Annotated in this window: 15 protein-coding genes; 7 read left to right on the plus strand and 8 right to left on the minus strand. The window is 65.1% G+C overall.

The features are described from left to right. Nucleotides 1-483, plus strand: coding sequence for a DUF6141 family protein (locus N0D28_RS05345; protein WP_260561341.1), 483 nt, complete (start codon nt 1-3; stop codon nt 481-483). Here N0D28_RS05345 and N0D28_RS05350 read toward each other — a convergent pair. Genes N0D28_RS05350 through N0D28_RS05365 form a run of 4 tightly spaced genes read right to left on the minus strand, consistent with a single transcriptional unit; the run spans nt 476 to nt 3,648 of the window. Then, entirely contained in the window at nt 476-1,336 is an 861-nt protein-coding gene (locus tag N0D28_RS05350) for a metallophosphoesterase family protein (protein ID WP_260561342.1), read from the minus strand. The two genes, N0D28_RS05345 and N0D28_RS05350, sit on opposite strands and share 8 nt — an antisense overlap. Nucleotides 1,337-1,388: 52 nt before the next feature. Continuing rightward, complete coding sequence (gene queG / locus N0D28_RS05355; protein ID WP_260561343.1) at nt 1,389-2,528, minus strand: tRNA epoxyqueuosine(34) reductase QueG; 1,140 nt, start codon at nt 2,526-2,528, stop codon at nt 1,389-1,391. A gap of 57 nt (nt 2,529-2,585) precedes the next feature. After that, the gene (locus N0D28_RS05360; RefSeq protein ID WP_260561344.1) at nt 2,586-3,029 is read right to left on the minus strand and encodes a hypothetical protein; all 444 of its coding nucleotides are present in this window, start codon (nt 3,027-3,029) and stop codon (nt 2,586-2,588) included. A 4-nt stretch (nt 3,030-3,033) separates the two neighbouring features. Continuing rightward, nucleotides 3,034-3,648 (minus strand): GNAT family N-acetyltransferase, encoded by a 615-nt coding sequence (locus N0D28_RS05365; protein WP_260561345.1) that lies wholly within the window; start codon nt 3,646-3,648, stop codon nt 3,034-3,036. A 347-nt stretch (nt 3,649-3,995) separates the two neighbouring features. Here N0D28_RS05365 and N0D28_RS05370 point away from each other — a divergent pair, with 347 nt between their 5' ends. Next, complete coding sequence (locus tag N0D28_RS05370) at nt 3,996-5,624, plus strand: hypothetical protein (RefSeq protein ID WP_260561346.1); 1,629 nt, start codon at nt 3,996-3,998, stop codon at nt 5,622-5,624. A 51-nt stretch (nt 5,625-5,675) separates the two neighbouring features. Next, nucleotides 5,676-6,392 (plus strand): DUF6683 family protein, encoded by a 717-nt coding sequence (locus N0D28_RS05375; RefSeq protein ID WP_260561347.1) that lies wholly within the window; start codon nt 5,676-5,678, stop codon nt 6,390-6,392. Nucleotides 6,393-6,421: 29 nt separating this feature from the next. Here N0D28_RS05375 and N0D28_RS05380 read toward each other — a convergent pair whose 3' ends face one another. Continuing rightward, a complete protein-coding gene (locus tag N0D28_RS05380; RefSeq protein ID WP_260561348.1) occupies nt 6,422-7,702 on the minus strand; it encodes a hypothetical protein in 1,281 nt (426 codons plus the stop codon). Between the two features lie 146 nt (nt 7,703-7,848). Here N0D28_RS05380 and N0D28_RS05385 point away from each other — a divergent pair, with 146 nt between their 5' ends. Continuing rightward, on the plus strand, nt 7,849-8,949 hold the full coding sequence (locus N0D28_RS05385) for a LysR family transcriptional regulator (protein WP_260561349.1): 1,101 nt from the start codon (nt 7,849-7,851) through the stop codon (nt 8,947-8,949). A 36-nt stretch (nt 8,950-8,985) separates the two neighbouring features. Next, complete coding sequence (locus N0D28_RS05390; RefSeq protein WP_260561350.1) at nt 8,986-9,627, plus strand: hypothetical protein; 642 nt, start codon at nt 8,986-8,988, stop codon at nt 9,625-9,627. 4 nt (nt 9,628-9,631) lie between these two features. Here N0D28_RS05390 and N0D28_RS05395 read toward each other — a convergent pair whose 3' ends face one another. After that, nucleotides 9,632-9,808 (minus strand): hypothetical protein, encoded by a 177-nt coding sequence (locus N0D28_RS05395; protein WP_260561351.1) that lies wholly within the window; start codon nt 9,806-9,808, stop codon nt 9,632-9,634. After that, a complete protein-coding gene (locus tag N0D28_RS05400) occupies nt 9,805-10,653 on the minus strand; it encodes an inositol monophosphatase family protein (RefSeq protein ID WP_260561352.1) in 849 nt (282 codons plus the stop codon). The genes N0D28_RS05395 and N0D28_RS05400 overlap by 4 nt, the downstream gene beginning before the upstream one ends. A gap of 106 nt (nt 10,654-10,759) precedes the next feature. Here N0D28_RS05400 and N0D28_RS05405 point away from each other — a divergent pair, with 106 nt between their 5' ends. Continuing rightward, nucleotides 10,760-11,401: a hypothetical protein gene (locus tag N0D28_RS05405; RefSeq protein WP_260561353.1), complete on the plus strand. Its 642-nt coding sequence runs from the start codon at nt 10,760-10,762 to the stop codon at nt 11,399-11,401. 302 nt (nt 11,402-11,703) lie between these two features. Beyond that, complete coding sequence (gene purB, locus N0D28_RS05410; RefSeq protein ID WP_260561354.1) at nt 11,704-13,011, plus strand: adenylosuccinate lyase; 1,308 nt, start codon at nt 11,704-11,706, stop codon at nt 13,009-13,011. 19 nt (nt 13,012-13,030) lie between these two features. Here purB and N0D28_RS05415 read toward each other — a convergent pair whose 3' ends face one another. Then, on the minus strand, nt 13,031-13,477 hold the full coding sequence (locus N0D28_RS05415) for a hypothetical protein (protein ID WP_260561355.1): 447 nt from the start codon (nt 13,475-13,477) through the stop codon (nt 13,031-13,033). Nucleotides 13,478-13,512: the final 35 nt, after the last annotated feature.

Here is a 13,512-nt window from a genome sequence, read left to right on the forward strand (position 1 = left end):
GTGAACCGAACCGTCTTCAGAGAACTCCAGCCGCTCCGGCGCAATCCGGCGGTGTGGCTGATCGTTCCCTTCGCCCTGCTGTTCTGGGTACTGGCGTTCATGCAACTCGTCCTGGGGCTGCCCGTGGGCACCCGGCCCGTTTCAAATGTGGTGACGCTGCTGCTGTGGCTCGGCGTCGGCGTGGCCCTGCCCGCCCTGCTGCTGCTGACCTCGCTGAAAACGGAAGTGGATGCTCAGGGCGTGCGCCTCGCCTTCGGGCTGCTGCCGCGCCGCAGGGTGCCCAGAGCGCAGATTTTGCGGGCGTCGGTCAGAACCAGCGATCCATTTGCAGAATACGGTGGCTGGGGCTTTCGCCTCGCGCCCGGCAACAAGCGCGTTTATCTGGTAGACGGCACGGCGGGCGTTCAGCTCGAACTCGTGGGCGGCCAGCAGGTGTTTATCGGTTCCCGTCGCCTACAGGAACTCCTGAGCGCCCTTACATGAAGCGTTCGGGAAACTCGGCCCGAAACTGGCCCCAGGTTTCCGGCGTGCGGGGTTTTCCGGCGTCCTCGGTCCACATCCAGTAGGGCGTGTACAGGCTGCGGGCCAGCCTCACTTCCTCGCGGAAGATCTCGGCGCTCACGCCGCCCCTGTCGAGTAGGCCGCTGCTTTCGAAGCGGGCAAGCACCCCCGAGCGGTCATACGGCACGGCGCGCAAGGTGGCTTCCCAGCGGCCCTGGGCACTGTCGAGCAGCAGATACTGGGCGCGTGGGTCCTCATTGAAGGGTGCGCCCACTGCGCCGGTATTGAGGACCAGCCGCCCGCCCTCCACCGCCCGCACCATCGGTTTGTGGGTGTGCGAGCCGATCAGCAGGCCCGCGCCCGATTCGTCGAGCAGCTCGGTGAGGCGGCTCTCGGGGGTGTGGGGGCTGAGGCTCTCGCGGTAATGGGCGGCGGTGCCGTGCGCCAGCTCGATGGTGGGCAGCCCGCCCCAGCGCAGGCGCTGCGTCAGCGGCCAGCTCAGGATGGCGTCAAGCAGCCCGGCCTGATCGAGCTGCCCAGCGCTCCAGGCGGTGGCGGCCCAGAAGGGGTCCTCGAACCAGTCGCCGGGCAGCGCACCGTCGCGGGTCAGCCACAGCCGCATCAGGTCGTCGTGGTTGCCCAGCACAAAGGTCGGCTGCGGCGTCAGGGCCAGCAGCGTTTCCAGGGCCTGCACGCTGTCCGGCCCCCGGTTGACCACGTCGCCGTTGACGTAGAGCCGCTCGGCCCCCTGCTCCTGAAGATCACCGAGCACCGCTTCCAGAGCGTCCTGATTGCCGTGAATGTCAGCGATAAAGGCGAGGCGCACGTGGGGCATTCTAGTGGGTCGGGTGCAGGCGGTTGGCCCGGCGGCTCGCAATTGCCCCGTTCTAACCCAGTTCGGCCAGTCCGCGTTCGGCCCCGGCCCGGACTTCGGGATGTGGGTCGCGGCGCAAGCGGTCCAGCCCTGGGCGGTCTTCCCAACACCGCAGGGCGTAGGCGGCGGCCTCGCGGACTTCCCAGACCGGATCGCTGAGCGCCAGATCAAGGACGGGGCGCAGCCGGTCTTCTCGGAGGTTCCCGGCCAGCGTGACGGCGTTGCGGGCCATGCCCTTGCGGCGCGGGCGGGCGTGGGCAGCATGGCCGTAGCGCCGCAGAAATTCGCGCTCCGAGACGCCGAAGAAGCCCAGCAGATCGGGGTGGGCCAGCTCTGGGTCGGGATTGAGACTCCGGGCCAGCGCTCCCGCCTTCACGCTCCAGGGACACACCGCGCAGCACACGTCGCAGCCCAGCAACCACTCCCCGATGCCGGGGCGCATCGCCCAGTCCACTGGCCCCCGGTGCTCAATGGTCAAGTACGACACGCACTTGCGGGCGTCGATAGCCCGGTCAGCGTCAATCGCCCCGGTGGGGCAGGCCGAAACGCAGCGCATACATGTGCCGCAGCGGTCAGGGTGAACCGGGCCGTCCGGCTCGTCGGGTAAATCGGTGAGCACGGCGGCCAGCGTCACGAACGCGCCCAGCTCGGTGCTGACCAGCATTCCCGACTTGGCGTGCCAGCCCAGAAAAGCCCGCCCGCCCAGATCGCGCTCCATGATGGGGCCGTGATCAACGTAGCCGCGCGCCCGGAGGCCCAGCGAGGCGGCCTCACTCACCAGCCGGGCCAGCAGCGGCTCGATCTGGGCGTGGTAATCCGGCGTCCAGGCGTAGCGGGCCACCCGCCCGGCCCGCAGACCGCCCGCAGGCACCGTCATCTCCCCGAAGGCGTGGCTGATACCCAGCGCCAGCACCCGGCCCACGCGCGGCGCGGCTCGCAGCGACGCGGAGAGGTCGGCCCGCCGCCACGCGCCGGTTTCCAGGTAGGTCATGCCCGCTTGCCTTCCGCTGGCCAGCCACTCGCCGTAGTTGTGCCAGGCATCCCTCGGCACCTGCCCGGAGGCCCAGCCCGCCACGTCGAAGCCGAGATCCAGCGCCAGATCGCGCAGGGCGTCAGCGGCGCGGGTGGGTGCAGGCAAGGCGCGGGGTGGCATCTCGGTCCAGCTTAGAGGCTCGGCGTAGCCCCCTTGCCGATCAACTCACCTTCTGGGTTACTTTCCCTTCAGAAAATTCCGCATCACGCCCACGCAGGGGCTGGCCTCGCCCTCGGCGTTGCTGCCGCTGATGGTGTGCAGCTTGCCGCCCTGCGACAGGTAAAGCTGGGCGATCTGGTACTTCACGCCGCTCTGGGTGTAGGTGTAGGCCAGCAGTACGCTCCAGTCGCTCTGCTGCGACACCGGCTGCATGCTGAGACTGGTCATGCCCTCCTTGGCGAGGGTCTTTTGCAGCTTGTTACCGAGGCTCAGGGCGTCTTGCTGACTCTGAATCGGCGCGAAGTCCTGCGGATACGCCTGCTCGCGCAGCACGCACGCGCCGCTGGTATCGCGCCAGAAGTTGGGGCCAGCCTGCACCCAGCCTGTCGGCGGTGTGAGAGCGAACGCCGCGCCGCTGAGCAGGGCGCAGGAGGTCAGCAGACGGGCAATCGAAAGGCGCATGGCTCTAGCTTAACGGCTGCGGCGTGAGCGCTTCTAGATGTTTGGTGAGCCCCGCCCGCACATCTGGCCACTCGCTGCGCAGAATGCTGAACATCACGCTGTCGCGGGCGTAGCCGTCGGGCCGCATCTGATACTGGCGTAGGGTGCCTTCCCGCACGGCTCCGAGTTTCTCAAGCGCCCTCAAACTGCGGGCGTTGCGCTCATCCACCTTGAAGTGGACCCGGTTTGCGCCCAGTACCTCGAAGGCCCGCGTGAGCAGCAGCAATTTGGCCCCCGGATTGGCCGCCGTGCCCTGAAACGGTGGGGTCAGCATGGTGCCGATCTCCACCCACAGATCAGCGGGCCTGACTTCGCTGTAACTGATTCGGCCCGCCACTTCACTGCCGACCAGCACCGCGAAATTGAGGCGGTTGGGCAGGGCATTGAGGTGCTCGATGTAAGCGGCCCACTCCTGCGGCGTGTTCTCGGCTGGCCCGCCACGCGACAGAAAGGCCACTGTTTCAGGTGTGGCGTGGCGGGTGATGCCAGCGGCGTGGGCGGTGGTGAGGGCTTCCAGCCGCACGACCTCACCGCTCAGGGTGGGAATCTGGAACCACTCTTCGGGCGGCGTAGGAGACATTGGGGGAGCTTAGCAGTCGGATGAAGAGGAGAGAAACAGGCTGCCGAAATCCTGTGCTGGAAGCTGGCTTGCTGAGGTACGTCTGCGCCTGGATGCACCACTTTCTGGACAGGCCTTGCGTCGAGGCTTAAGATCAAAGCCGTCCGGTCAGAGAGTGAAACATCAATCCCAGACAGGAGGCTGTCTATGTTTCGTGATTTGCAAACTGCGGTGACTTCAACGTGGAGCGTTTTGCTGCGGGTCAACTTTTCGCCGATTGATGTTGGTGCGACCTATATCCGGCTTCAATACAGCGAACGGGCGATGAGTCGACATCGGCTCAGGTTGCCTTACAGGGAGCGACTTCCATGAAGGCAATGCGCTGCACCTCCAGTTTGCTGCTGGCCGCAACATCGTTTGCTCAGGCCCAGAACACTCCAGATCCTGTGCTCATCTCTGGCAATTTCACCAAAGTGTTTCTTGTGGTGAGCTATGTGGCGACGGAGAAGGGGTTCTGTGATAATGCCGTGCCCGCCAGCAAAGCCGCCAGCACCGCCGCGTTGGACACCTGGAAGGCGGCAAACAACATCACGCAGATCGAACAGATAACCAGGTTCTTTGTGCAGAAGCAGCCCAATGTTCAGGCAGCGCTGGATAAAGTGAAAACTTCTATTCTGGGGCAGATTCGGGCCTCAGCAGCAGGCCAGGAAACCAAGTTCTGTGGTGAATTTCCGGCTCTGCTCAAGAACCCGGCTACGCAGGTTGGTCAGAAGTACAAGACTGAAATTTCCCAGATGCTATCGCTGATGACGGCCAAGCCCACTGCGGCAAACCCAACTGCGTCTGCGCCTCCCCAGGGTGCATTCAAACTCGAACCTGGTACATACGGCTGTACGAAGTATAAAAATTACAATAGTGAAGCCGATAAGAAACAATTCGGTTGGAAAGACACCCAGGAAGACTGGGGAAGTATGGACTTGTTTGAAAATGGCGAGTATTCTTACGAAACCAAGTCGACAATCTCTTTGCCCAGCAACATTCTGGATTGGCCGAAAACGATGGGGCGCTATGCCATGTATTATAATCAGGATGCCAGACTCAATCAGATTGACTGGCAAACGGGTGACTATACCCAGTACACGGGCAAAATAGATCCCAAATCCTACGATTATATAGAGACCACAGATCGCCCGACCTATTACGTGATCGGCAAGAGCGGGAATCCGGTGATCGTCCTCAACGCCGAGGACGGCGGATTTTCCACCACCAAGATCGAGTGTTCACGTCGGGGGGTCAATGCCCGCAAGACGCCCACCCAGATGATGCAGATCGCCGAGAACGCCGAAACGTACCTGCAACCAAGAGCCGTGAAGGCCGCGCCGCCTCCAGCAGGTTCGGGCGGCCTCTCCGGGGTCTATCTGGGAGACAGCCCGCTGTACCTGAGCAAAACAGGCTATGTCTCGGATGGCTGGCGCTGGGGCTTTGACACGCTGGATTGCAGCCGGGTTGGGCTGCCGGGCGGGCCACTCCAGAAGTGCGGCACCTACCAGATCAAAGGGCAGACTGTGACCTTGAATAGAGGCAAGGAGCCGAAAACCCTGTTCTTCCAGAAGCGTTCCAATGGCGAACTGGTCTGGGGCGACAGCGTGTACGTGCCGATTACGCCCATGAAAAATGTGTGGCTGGACGGCAGTTACAGTTATTCGTGGAGCAATTTCAGCGGCGGCAGTTCCGCGAGTGGAACCCAGCGCCTGATTCTGAGCAAAGACGGTAAGTTCAGCTTCTCCAAAGACAGTTATCTGGCTGTGAGTGGGATGGGGAATTTCACCACTGCTGTGTTTAAGGGTCAAAATCCCAATGCCGGAACGTACACGCTGAGTGGCTACAGCATCGTGCTGAGCTTCAATACGGGTCTCAAGCTGCGCTACTCGTTTCTTCTAGATCCGAATGGGGGTGCGTTCTATCTGCTGGGCAACCGCTATGCGGTAGACAAGTAAAGATTGATGTGCGTCCCTTGAAGGCATTCATGAAAGGTGAAAGGTGCAACCATGAACAAGTTTTTGCTGTCTGCTGTCCTCAGCACCCTGTTGCTGCTCGCCTCCATTGCTTCGGCGGACGATAGTTTTGCCAGCCTGTTTTCCAGCGTGGACACCAGTACCATCGGCGCGGCGGCAGCCAAGGCAGTCAACGCACCAGCAAACGGCCCGGTCACCCTGAAAGCCTTTGAGTACACGCCGTCGGCCAGGGTCAGCAGCGATACCAGAACCCTATTCATCAATGAACTGGTCAAACAGGGTCAGGCCAGGGGGATGATGACGCCTGACAAAGAAAAGCAACTCCGAGCCGCGTTTGACAAGGCCGATGTGGTCAAGCTCTGGGGGGCGCAACTTGAACCCAAGGGCTACAAGATGAACAGCCTGGCAACCGCCACCGCGCTGTGGGTGGCCGTTTCGTTTCAGATCATGAACGATGGTCAGCTCAATACGGACATCCAGAACAACGCGTTGCTCAAGCAGCTTCAGGTGGCCTACAGCAACTCGCCTGAGGTCGTCAAATTGACCGATGCCAGGAAGCAAAAAGCCGCCGAATCGCTGATGTGGATGGCCGCTTTTGAAGACAACGACGTGACTCAGGCCAGGGCAGGAGCCAAGGGATACACGATGGACGCGGTCAAAGATTATGTCAGCAAGTTACTGATCAATTTTAAGATCGATCCGGCGAAGTTTGAAATCGGCGATACAGGCTTGCATAAAAAGGGCAATTGATCTGGACTTCAGTTGACTGGCTTACCGACTCACGGCCCGAACTGACGTACCTGCACCTGATAAATCCCGTTCACATCCTCGCGCCAGGCCAGCGCCAGCGTGCCGTCCGGTTTTACTGCCACGGTGGGCGAGCGGGCGTCTTTGCGGGCACTGAGGTTCTGCACCCCGAAATCTTGCCACGCCGCGCCCGTCCAGCGGGCGAGCCGGATCTGACCGAGACCGCCGCGCTCCTCCACCCAGGCCAGCACCGGATGACCGTCAGGGCTGAGGGCCAGGCTGGGGGCCGAGGCGAAATGCTGGTTGACAGGGCCGCCCAGCGCCTGCCACTGCTGGCCGTTCCAGTGCGAGGCGTAGAGGGTGTCCTGCCCGCCCAGGTCTTCCAGCCAGGCGACGCTGGGGTGTCCTCTATTGTCCATAACCATCTGGGTGGAGGCCACGTAGCTGTTGGGATGGCGGTTGAGCGAAGCCCCCAGCGCCTGCCAGCCCGTGCCGGTCCAGCGTGAGGCGTAGACGTTACTACCCAGCACCTCGCCTTGTAGCCACGCCACCGTGGGTTGCCCTTCAGCGTTCAGCACCAGCGCGGGCGTGCGCGAGAAGGCATTGATGTCGTTGAAGGCTGGGCTGCGTACCCACGACGTTTTCCCGTCCCAGTTGCGCACGGTCAGGCGGCTGCCATACGGCTTGCGGAGGTACTCGCCCCAGGCGATCTGCGGCTCTCCACTGTGCATGGCCACGGCCCTGGTGCGGGCGGCATAGGGCAGGTCGTCGCCCAGGTAGCGAATGTGCCAGTTGGTCCACGCGCCGCCCAGGAAGGCCCGCATCACCACCACATCGTTGTCGCCGTAGTTCTCGTTCCAGACCAGCAGCGGCTGACCCTGCTCGTCGAGTGCCAGGTTGAGGGTGGAGGCGGGGCGCGGCACGTCGTAGTTGAGCACCCCGCCGAGTTGCTGCCACGCGCCGCTGCCGTAGCTCCAGGCCGTCAGGTTGCGGCCCGTGAACCAGCCGCGCCCGCTGAAAAACTCGCCCGAGTCGCTGAGTGCCGCCAGCACCAGGCTGCCGTCCGGGGTGGCGGCGAGTTGCAGTTCGCGCACCGGCTGGGTCAGATTTGCAGGCGCAGAAAGGGCAGCGGCCCTGGGTAGCGGCGGTCCAGCGGCTCCGCCTGCCAGCGCCGCAGAGAGCAGCAGGCCGGTGAGCAGCGCCCCGCTCAGCTTCACCAGGAGCCAGGCGGTCAGGCCGGGAAGCGGACCGCGTTGGAGATGTTGGCGGCCAGTGTCTGAGGGGTGGTCATCGGGTCGGCGGTCTTGGCGCATGGGGCCTTCCTTTTGGTGCGGAGAGTTGCAAATGGGTCCTGCAGCCATTCTGGCCCGCTTTCTCCAGAGAAACAAAGCACGGGGCCGATGCGAGGAGTGGGGTTATATCGGTTCTGTCTATGGACGCCGGGCACTAGACTGAGGTGGTGAGCGTTGACCTCCAAGTTGTTTCGCTGTCCGGGCCTGGTGCCGTGCCCGATACCGCGTCTGGGCCAGGCATGCTGCGGTTGGGTCTGCCCGCGCCCGAAGCCAGAGCCGGACCCTTGCCGGGGCGCTTGCCTGCGCTGGGCAGCAGCCATCTGGCCGCGCTGATCGGGGTGGCCGACACCGGCAGCTTCAGTGAGGCGGCCCTGCGGCTGGGTGTGGCGCAGTCCACTGTCAGCCAGGCGGTGCAGGCGGCGGAAAAGGAACTCGGCGTGCGCCTCTTTGAACGGGGCCGTCACGGCGCGTTCCTGACTCCCGCTGGGCGGCGGGTGTTGGAGCAGGCCCGCCTCGCTGCCGCCGCACTGCGGGGCATGACGCTGGCAGGAGACCCGGCAGGAGGCGGGTCGTCCGGGGTGCTCTCGGGGCCGCTCCATGTCGTGTCGTGCCGCAGCGTCATCCGGCATTTCCTGACCCCGGCCCTGGGCGGCTTTCAGCGCCGCTACCCGCAGGCGCAGGTCATCTTGCACGACACCAGCGGTGAGCACGACGATATCGAGCGGATGGTGGCTTCTGGCGAGGCCGACCTGGGGCTGGGCCGCCTGCCGATGCGCCCCGATCTGTGCAGCCAGCCGCTGTTTGCCGACGAGTACCTGATCGTCGCCGCCGCCGGGCAACTGCGCCTGAAGACCTGGAACGCCTTTCACCGCGCCGCCTACATCGTCTGCGAGGAAGACTGCGCGCCTTATATCGCGGCCCACATCGCCCTTCATTCGCGTCCGCCCGCGCCCGCTGTGCGCCTCAAAGACGCGCAGGTGGCGCTGGGGATGGTGGCCGAGGGACACGGCTTCACGGTGCTGACCAGCTCGGTGGTGTGGCCGCTGCCGCCGGGCCTACAAGCCTATTCGCTGCCCACCCCACTGTGGCGCTGGATCGGCAGCGTGGCGACGATGCAGGCCAGTCGGCACCCGCTGGTTCAGGCCTTTCAGGACGCGGTGCTGTCGCCCGCTGCGCTGCGAACGCTGGCGGGGCCGCTGGCCGGGTCGCTGCGTTTTGCGGGGGTAGCCTCGCCGCTCAGCGCCGCACAGCGGGTCGGCAGCCCCTGACGTTGGCCGGGCGGTGGGCCGTGTCAAAATATCCGGATGCCCGTTTCTCCCTCTGCTCCCGCGCCGTCCTCCGGTCCGGTCAATCCCTGGCAGCGCATGTGGACGGCCCCGGCCCCCACCCTGCTCAACATGCTCCAGTTCGGCCAGGGCGACACCTGGGCACGGCCACTGCTGCTCGGTGCGGGGCTGCTCTCATCGCTTGCACCGCAGGTCCGCGAAGCGCTGGCCCAGCTTCTCCCGGCGGGCACCAACGTGCTGAATGTGGCGGTTATCAGCGGGCTGGTGCTGGGAACCTTGCAAGCGCTGGGCTGGCCACTGATGTTGCAGGGCGCGGCCCGGCTTCTGGGCGGCCAGGGCAGCCTGCGGGCCTCGCGGCTGGCGGCGGCCTGGAGCAGCTTGCCAGTCATCGTCTCCTACCTGCTTGCCCCGCTGATGAACGGGGAATCGGTGGGCGCAGCGCTGCTGAGCAGTCTGAGTCTGCTGCTCAGCGGCTGGACGCTGCTGCTGCTGGTGCAGTCGCTGGCCGCCGCGCAGCGCCTGACCCTGCTCAAATCGGCGCTGAGCGTGCTGCTGGGCGGGGCCATGCTCTTGATCGCGCTCATCTGCGCGGGCTTCGTGGCGGCGCTGGTGCTGGTCGCCCTGGGCGTTACGCCCCAGCAGTTTCCGCAACTGCCCTAACTGGCTATTTTCTGAGCTGGCGCAGCAGCCAGAACCCGGCCAGGTCCAGCCCCAGCACCCAGGCCAGGGTGCCCAGCCCACGCCAGTCGCCGCGCCCCAGGCTCAGCATCACCACGATGACGCCGCCCACGTTGAGCAGCACCAGCAGGGCCACCATCAGGCCCACGACGCGGTTGTTCACCGAGGCTGGTCTGGGCTGCCCCTCACACTGCTCCCCAGGACCCCACCGCTCAGCACCGTGAGCAGTTCGGGGTGCAGAGCAGGATTGGCCGCCACGATGCCCGGGCCGTAGGGGGTCGGCAAGCCGTCCATATCACTGACGACGCCGCCCGCCTCCTCGATGATCAGGCTGCCTGCCGCCGAGTCCCACCGCTTGAGGCCCAGTTCCCAGTAGCCGTCCATGCGCCCGCAGGCCACGTTGCACAGATCGAGTGCTGCCGCGCCGGGCCGCCGTACCGGTACGCCCAGGGCCAGCAGCTTGCCCAGGTAAGTCAGGTTGCTGGCGTCGTCGGCCACGCTGTAGGGGAATCCAGTGGAGATCAGCGCTGGGCTTTGCAGCCGGGGGGTGGTGGAGGGCTGGATGCGCGCGCCGTTGAGAAAAGCCCCACTGCCCAGTGAGGCGGTGAACAGTTCGCGCCGACTCGGGTCGTAGACGGCTCCCACCACCCGCACGCCGCGCACTTCCAGCGCCACCGAGGCGCAGTAGACCGGGTAGCCGCGCGCGTAGTTGACGGTGCCGTCCAGTGGATCGACGATCCACAGGTATTCGCCTTCCCCGGCCTGGCCCTCCTCCTCGCCCAGCACCGCGTGCGCCGGGTAGGCGGCCAGGATGATGCGCCGGATCTCGGCCTCGCACAGTGCGTCCACCTCGGTTACCAGGTCGCTGAAGGTGGACTTGGCGCGCACCTCGTGCAGCAGGTCGGTGCGGGCAAGCTGAATCGCCCCGGCGGCCAGGGCGGCGGTGGTGGCCGTATCCAGAAAGGTGGTCAGGTCGGCGGGGGAGAAAGCGGTGGGCGGCAGGGTCATGCCGCTCAGTGTAGCCGCCGCTGCCCCACCACTGAAAAGTAGGCGGCGAGGCAGAGACGGCGCACGGCTTCACTTTCCCCTGACGGGCCTGCCCCCAGACTGAGCCATGCCCGCTGCCCGCCTGCTCGCCCTGCCGCTCCTGGGACTTCTACTCTCCAGCTGCCTGCGTCTCCCGGCCATCTTGCCGCGCACCCTCGATTTCCGGGTAGCCCCGGCGGGGAGCGAACTCCGGCCCGCCGATCTGCTGGAAAGTGGCCTGGTGCCTGCGGACAAACTCGTGAGCATTCCCGAGGCGCTGGCGCGCGCGCCGGAGGGGAGTCTGCTGCTGCCCTGCTGGCGCACCACCAGCCTCACCAACTTCTGGGGACCGTGCTCGCACCTGGCCCGTAAGCTGGGGCCGGGCCAGATGGCCGATCAGCCGGGCATTACCCAGGTGGCGGGAACGCGCCCCACCGACTCGTTGCTGCCCCGCTACGCCGTGATCGTGCTGGACGTGGGCGTGCGGCCCGCCCAGTTCGCGGCGCTGGAAACCAGGGTGCAGCAGCTCAAGGGCCAGATGTATAGCCTCAGCGGCGCGCCCAATGCCAGCTACTGCTCGGATTACCAGAACGACTTGCAGCGGACGCTGGGGCTGCCCGACGCGGTGCCGTTCAATGCAGCCTGGAACGCCCTGTTGCCGTCTGATGCCCTCAAGGTGCCGGGCGTCAGGGTGTTGTGGGTGGGCGTCAACGAGGCGGCCAGGGCCTGAGTATTGAGTATCTCCTTGGAAAGTTTGAGTTTCACCGAGCACAGCGAGTCATGAAGAAAGTACGTCGTGGCGAGAGTGGAGGAGTGGCGTCCTCAAGGGGAGGAATGGCCCGATACAGGTGCTGCTCACGACGATAGGGATGGAGCTCTTTTTGCGGGCAGGTCCGATAGCTGCGACCAAGCATCGTCATCGGCGCTGTCTTGGTCAAGAAGCCGCTCTGCCCAAGACGCGAAAGCCTGAAATGGTGTCAAAGACGTACTTAGACCTGCTGGGGCCGGGTTCAACGTGTAGGCTGAGCACTGATGATTGACCGTTACCTGACCCCCGACATGAAAGAGTTGTGGAGCGAGGCCAGCCGTTACCGGGCCTGGCTCAAGGTCGAGCTGAGCGCCCTCAGGGTGCAGGCTGAGATCGGCGAGGTGCCGCCCAGCGCTTACCAAGATTTGCTGCCGCTGAGTGAGGCCGACCCGCTCGACGAAGCCTTCGCCGTGCGGGTGGCCGAGATCGAGAGCGTGACCCGCCACGACATCGTGGCCTTTACCACCGCCCTGACCGAACGCTACGGCGACCCGGCCCGCTTCATTCACCACGGTCTGACCAGCACCGACGTGGTAGACACCGCCCAGAACCTGCTGCTCGACGAGGCGCTGACCACCGTCATGGCTGACGCCGAGGCACTGCGGGCTGTCTGCCGCGCCCAGGCCGTGACCTACAAACACACGCCCACGATTGGCCGCACCCACGGCATTCACGCCGAGCCGATGACCTTCGGCCTCAAGTTTCTCAACTGGATGACCACCCTGGACCGCGATCTGGAGCGCCTGAGTGCGGCCCGTGGACGGGTGCGGGTGGTGATGCTCTCCGGCTCGGTGGGCACCTACGCCCACGTCAGCCCGCAGGTGGAAGAACAGGTGGCGGCGGCCTGGGGCTGGCAGCCCGCCCCGGTCACCAACCAGACGCTGGCCCGTGACCGCCACGCCGAGGTGCTGTCGGCCCTGGCGATTTTCGGCACCACCCTGGAAAAGATCTCAGTGGAAATCCGTCACCTTCAGCGCTCGGAAGTGCGCGAGGCGATGGAGCCGTTCGGCAAGGGCCAGAAAGGCAGCTCGTCCATGCCCCACAAGAAAAACCCGATCCTGACCGAGAACGTGACCGGCATGGCCCGGCTGCTGCGCGGCTACCTGGTGACGGCGCTGGAGAATGTGCCGCTGTGGCACGAGCGCGACATCAGCCATTCGAGCGCCGAGCGCGTCATTCTGCCGGACGCCACCGCGCTCGCCAGTTACGCCACCCGCCGCCTGGCCGGGGTGCTGGAGGACCTGGTGGTGTTCCCCGACCGGATGCTGAAAAACCTCAATGATCTGGGCGGGCTGGTCTTCAGCCAGCGGGTGCTGCACCTCTTGATCGACGACAAGCAGCTCTCCCGCGAGGCCGCCTACGAGATCGTGCAGCGTAGTGCCCTGCGGAGCTGGGAAACTGGCGAGGGCCTGCGCGAGCTGCTGGCCGCCGACCCCGAGAACCCGCTGAGTGACCAGGAACTCGGTGAGGCCTTCGATCTGGCCTGGTATCTGCGCGAGGTGGACCACATCTACGGGCGCTTCGGGCTGTGAAGCTGAACTTCTTTCCCAGTTAGCCCACTCCCCCGAACTCGTCCACCGCCTGCGCCAGATCGTCGGTGGTGGTCGCCTGATACCCGGCCCACGCCCGCCACAATTGTTCCAGCGCCTGGTGTGCTGCGTCCAGGCGATGCTCGACGGCGGCCGTCAGCTCGTCGCCGCTCTCGGCCAGCGCCACCGTGAGGTCGAGCTTGGCCTTGAGGTAGCGCGACTGCTCGCCGCGCGTGCCGTCATAGACATAGACCACCGTGTCCCAGTCGAAGGCCAGCCGACGGAACAGCAGGTCGGCCACAGCGGGGTGGCTGCCCAGGCACAGCCGCGCCGCCGGGGTGCCGTCGGGCGTCATCAGTTCGCGCCGCAGGCACTCGTCGGCGGCCACCCCGCTGATATCGCGATCAATGGCGGCCCGGAACCGACTTTCGATGTGCTGGCGGGCCGCAGTCTGAAGGGCATACGTCATAACTTTGTCGATTGTATTATGCCTTGGGCAGAATG

This window comes from Deinococcus rubellus, from assembly GCF_025244745.1.
Lineage (GTDB): Bacteria > Deinococcota > Deinococci > Deinococcales > Deinococcaceae > Deinococcus > Deinococcus rubellus.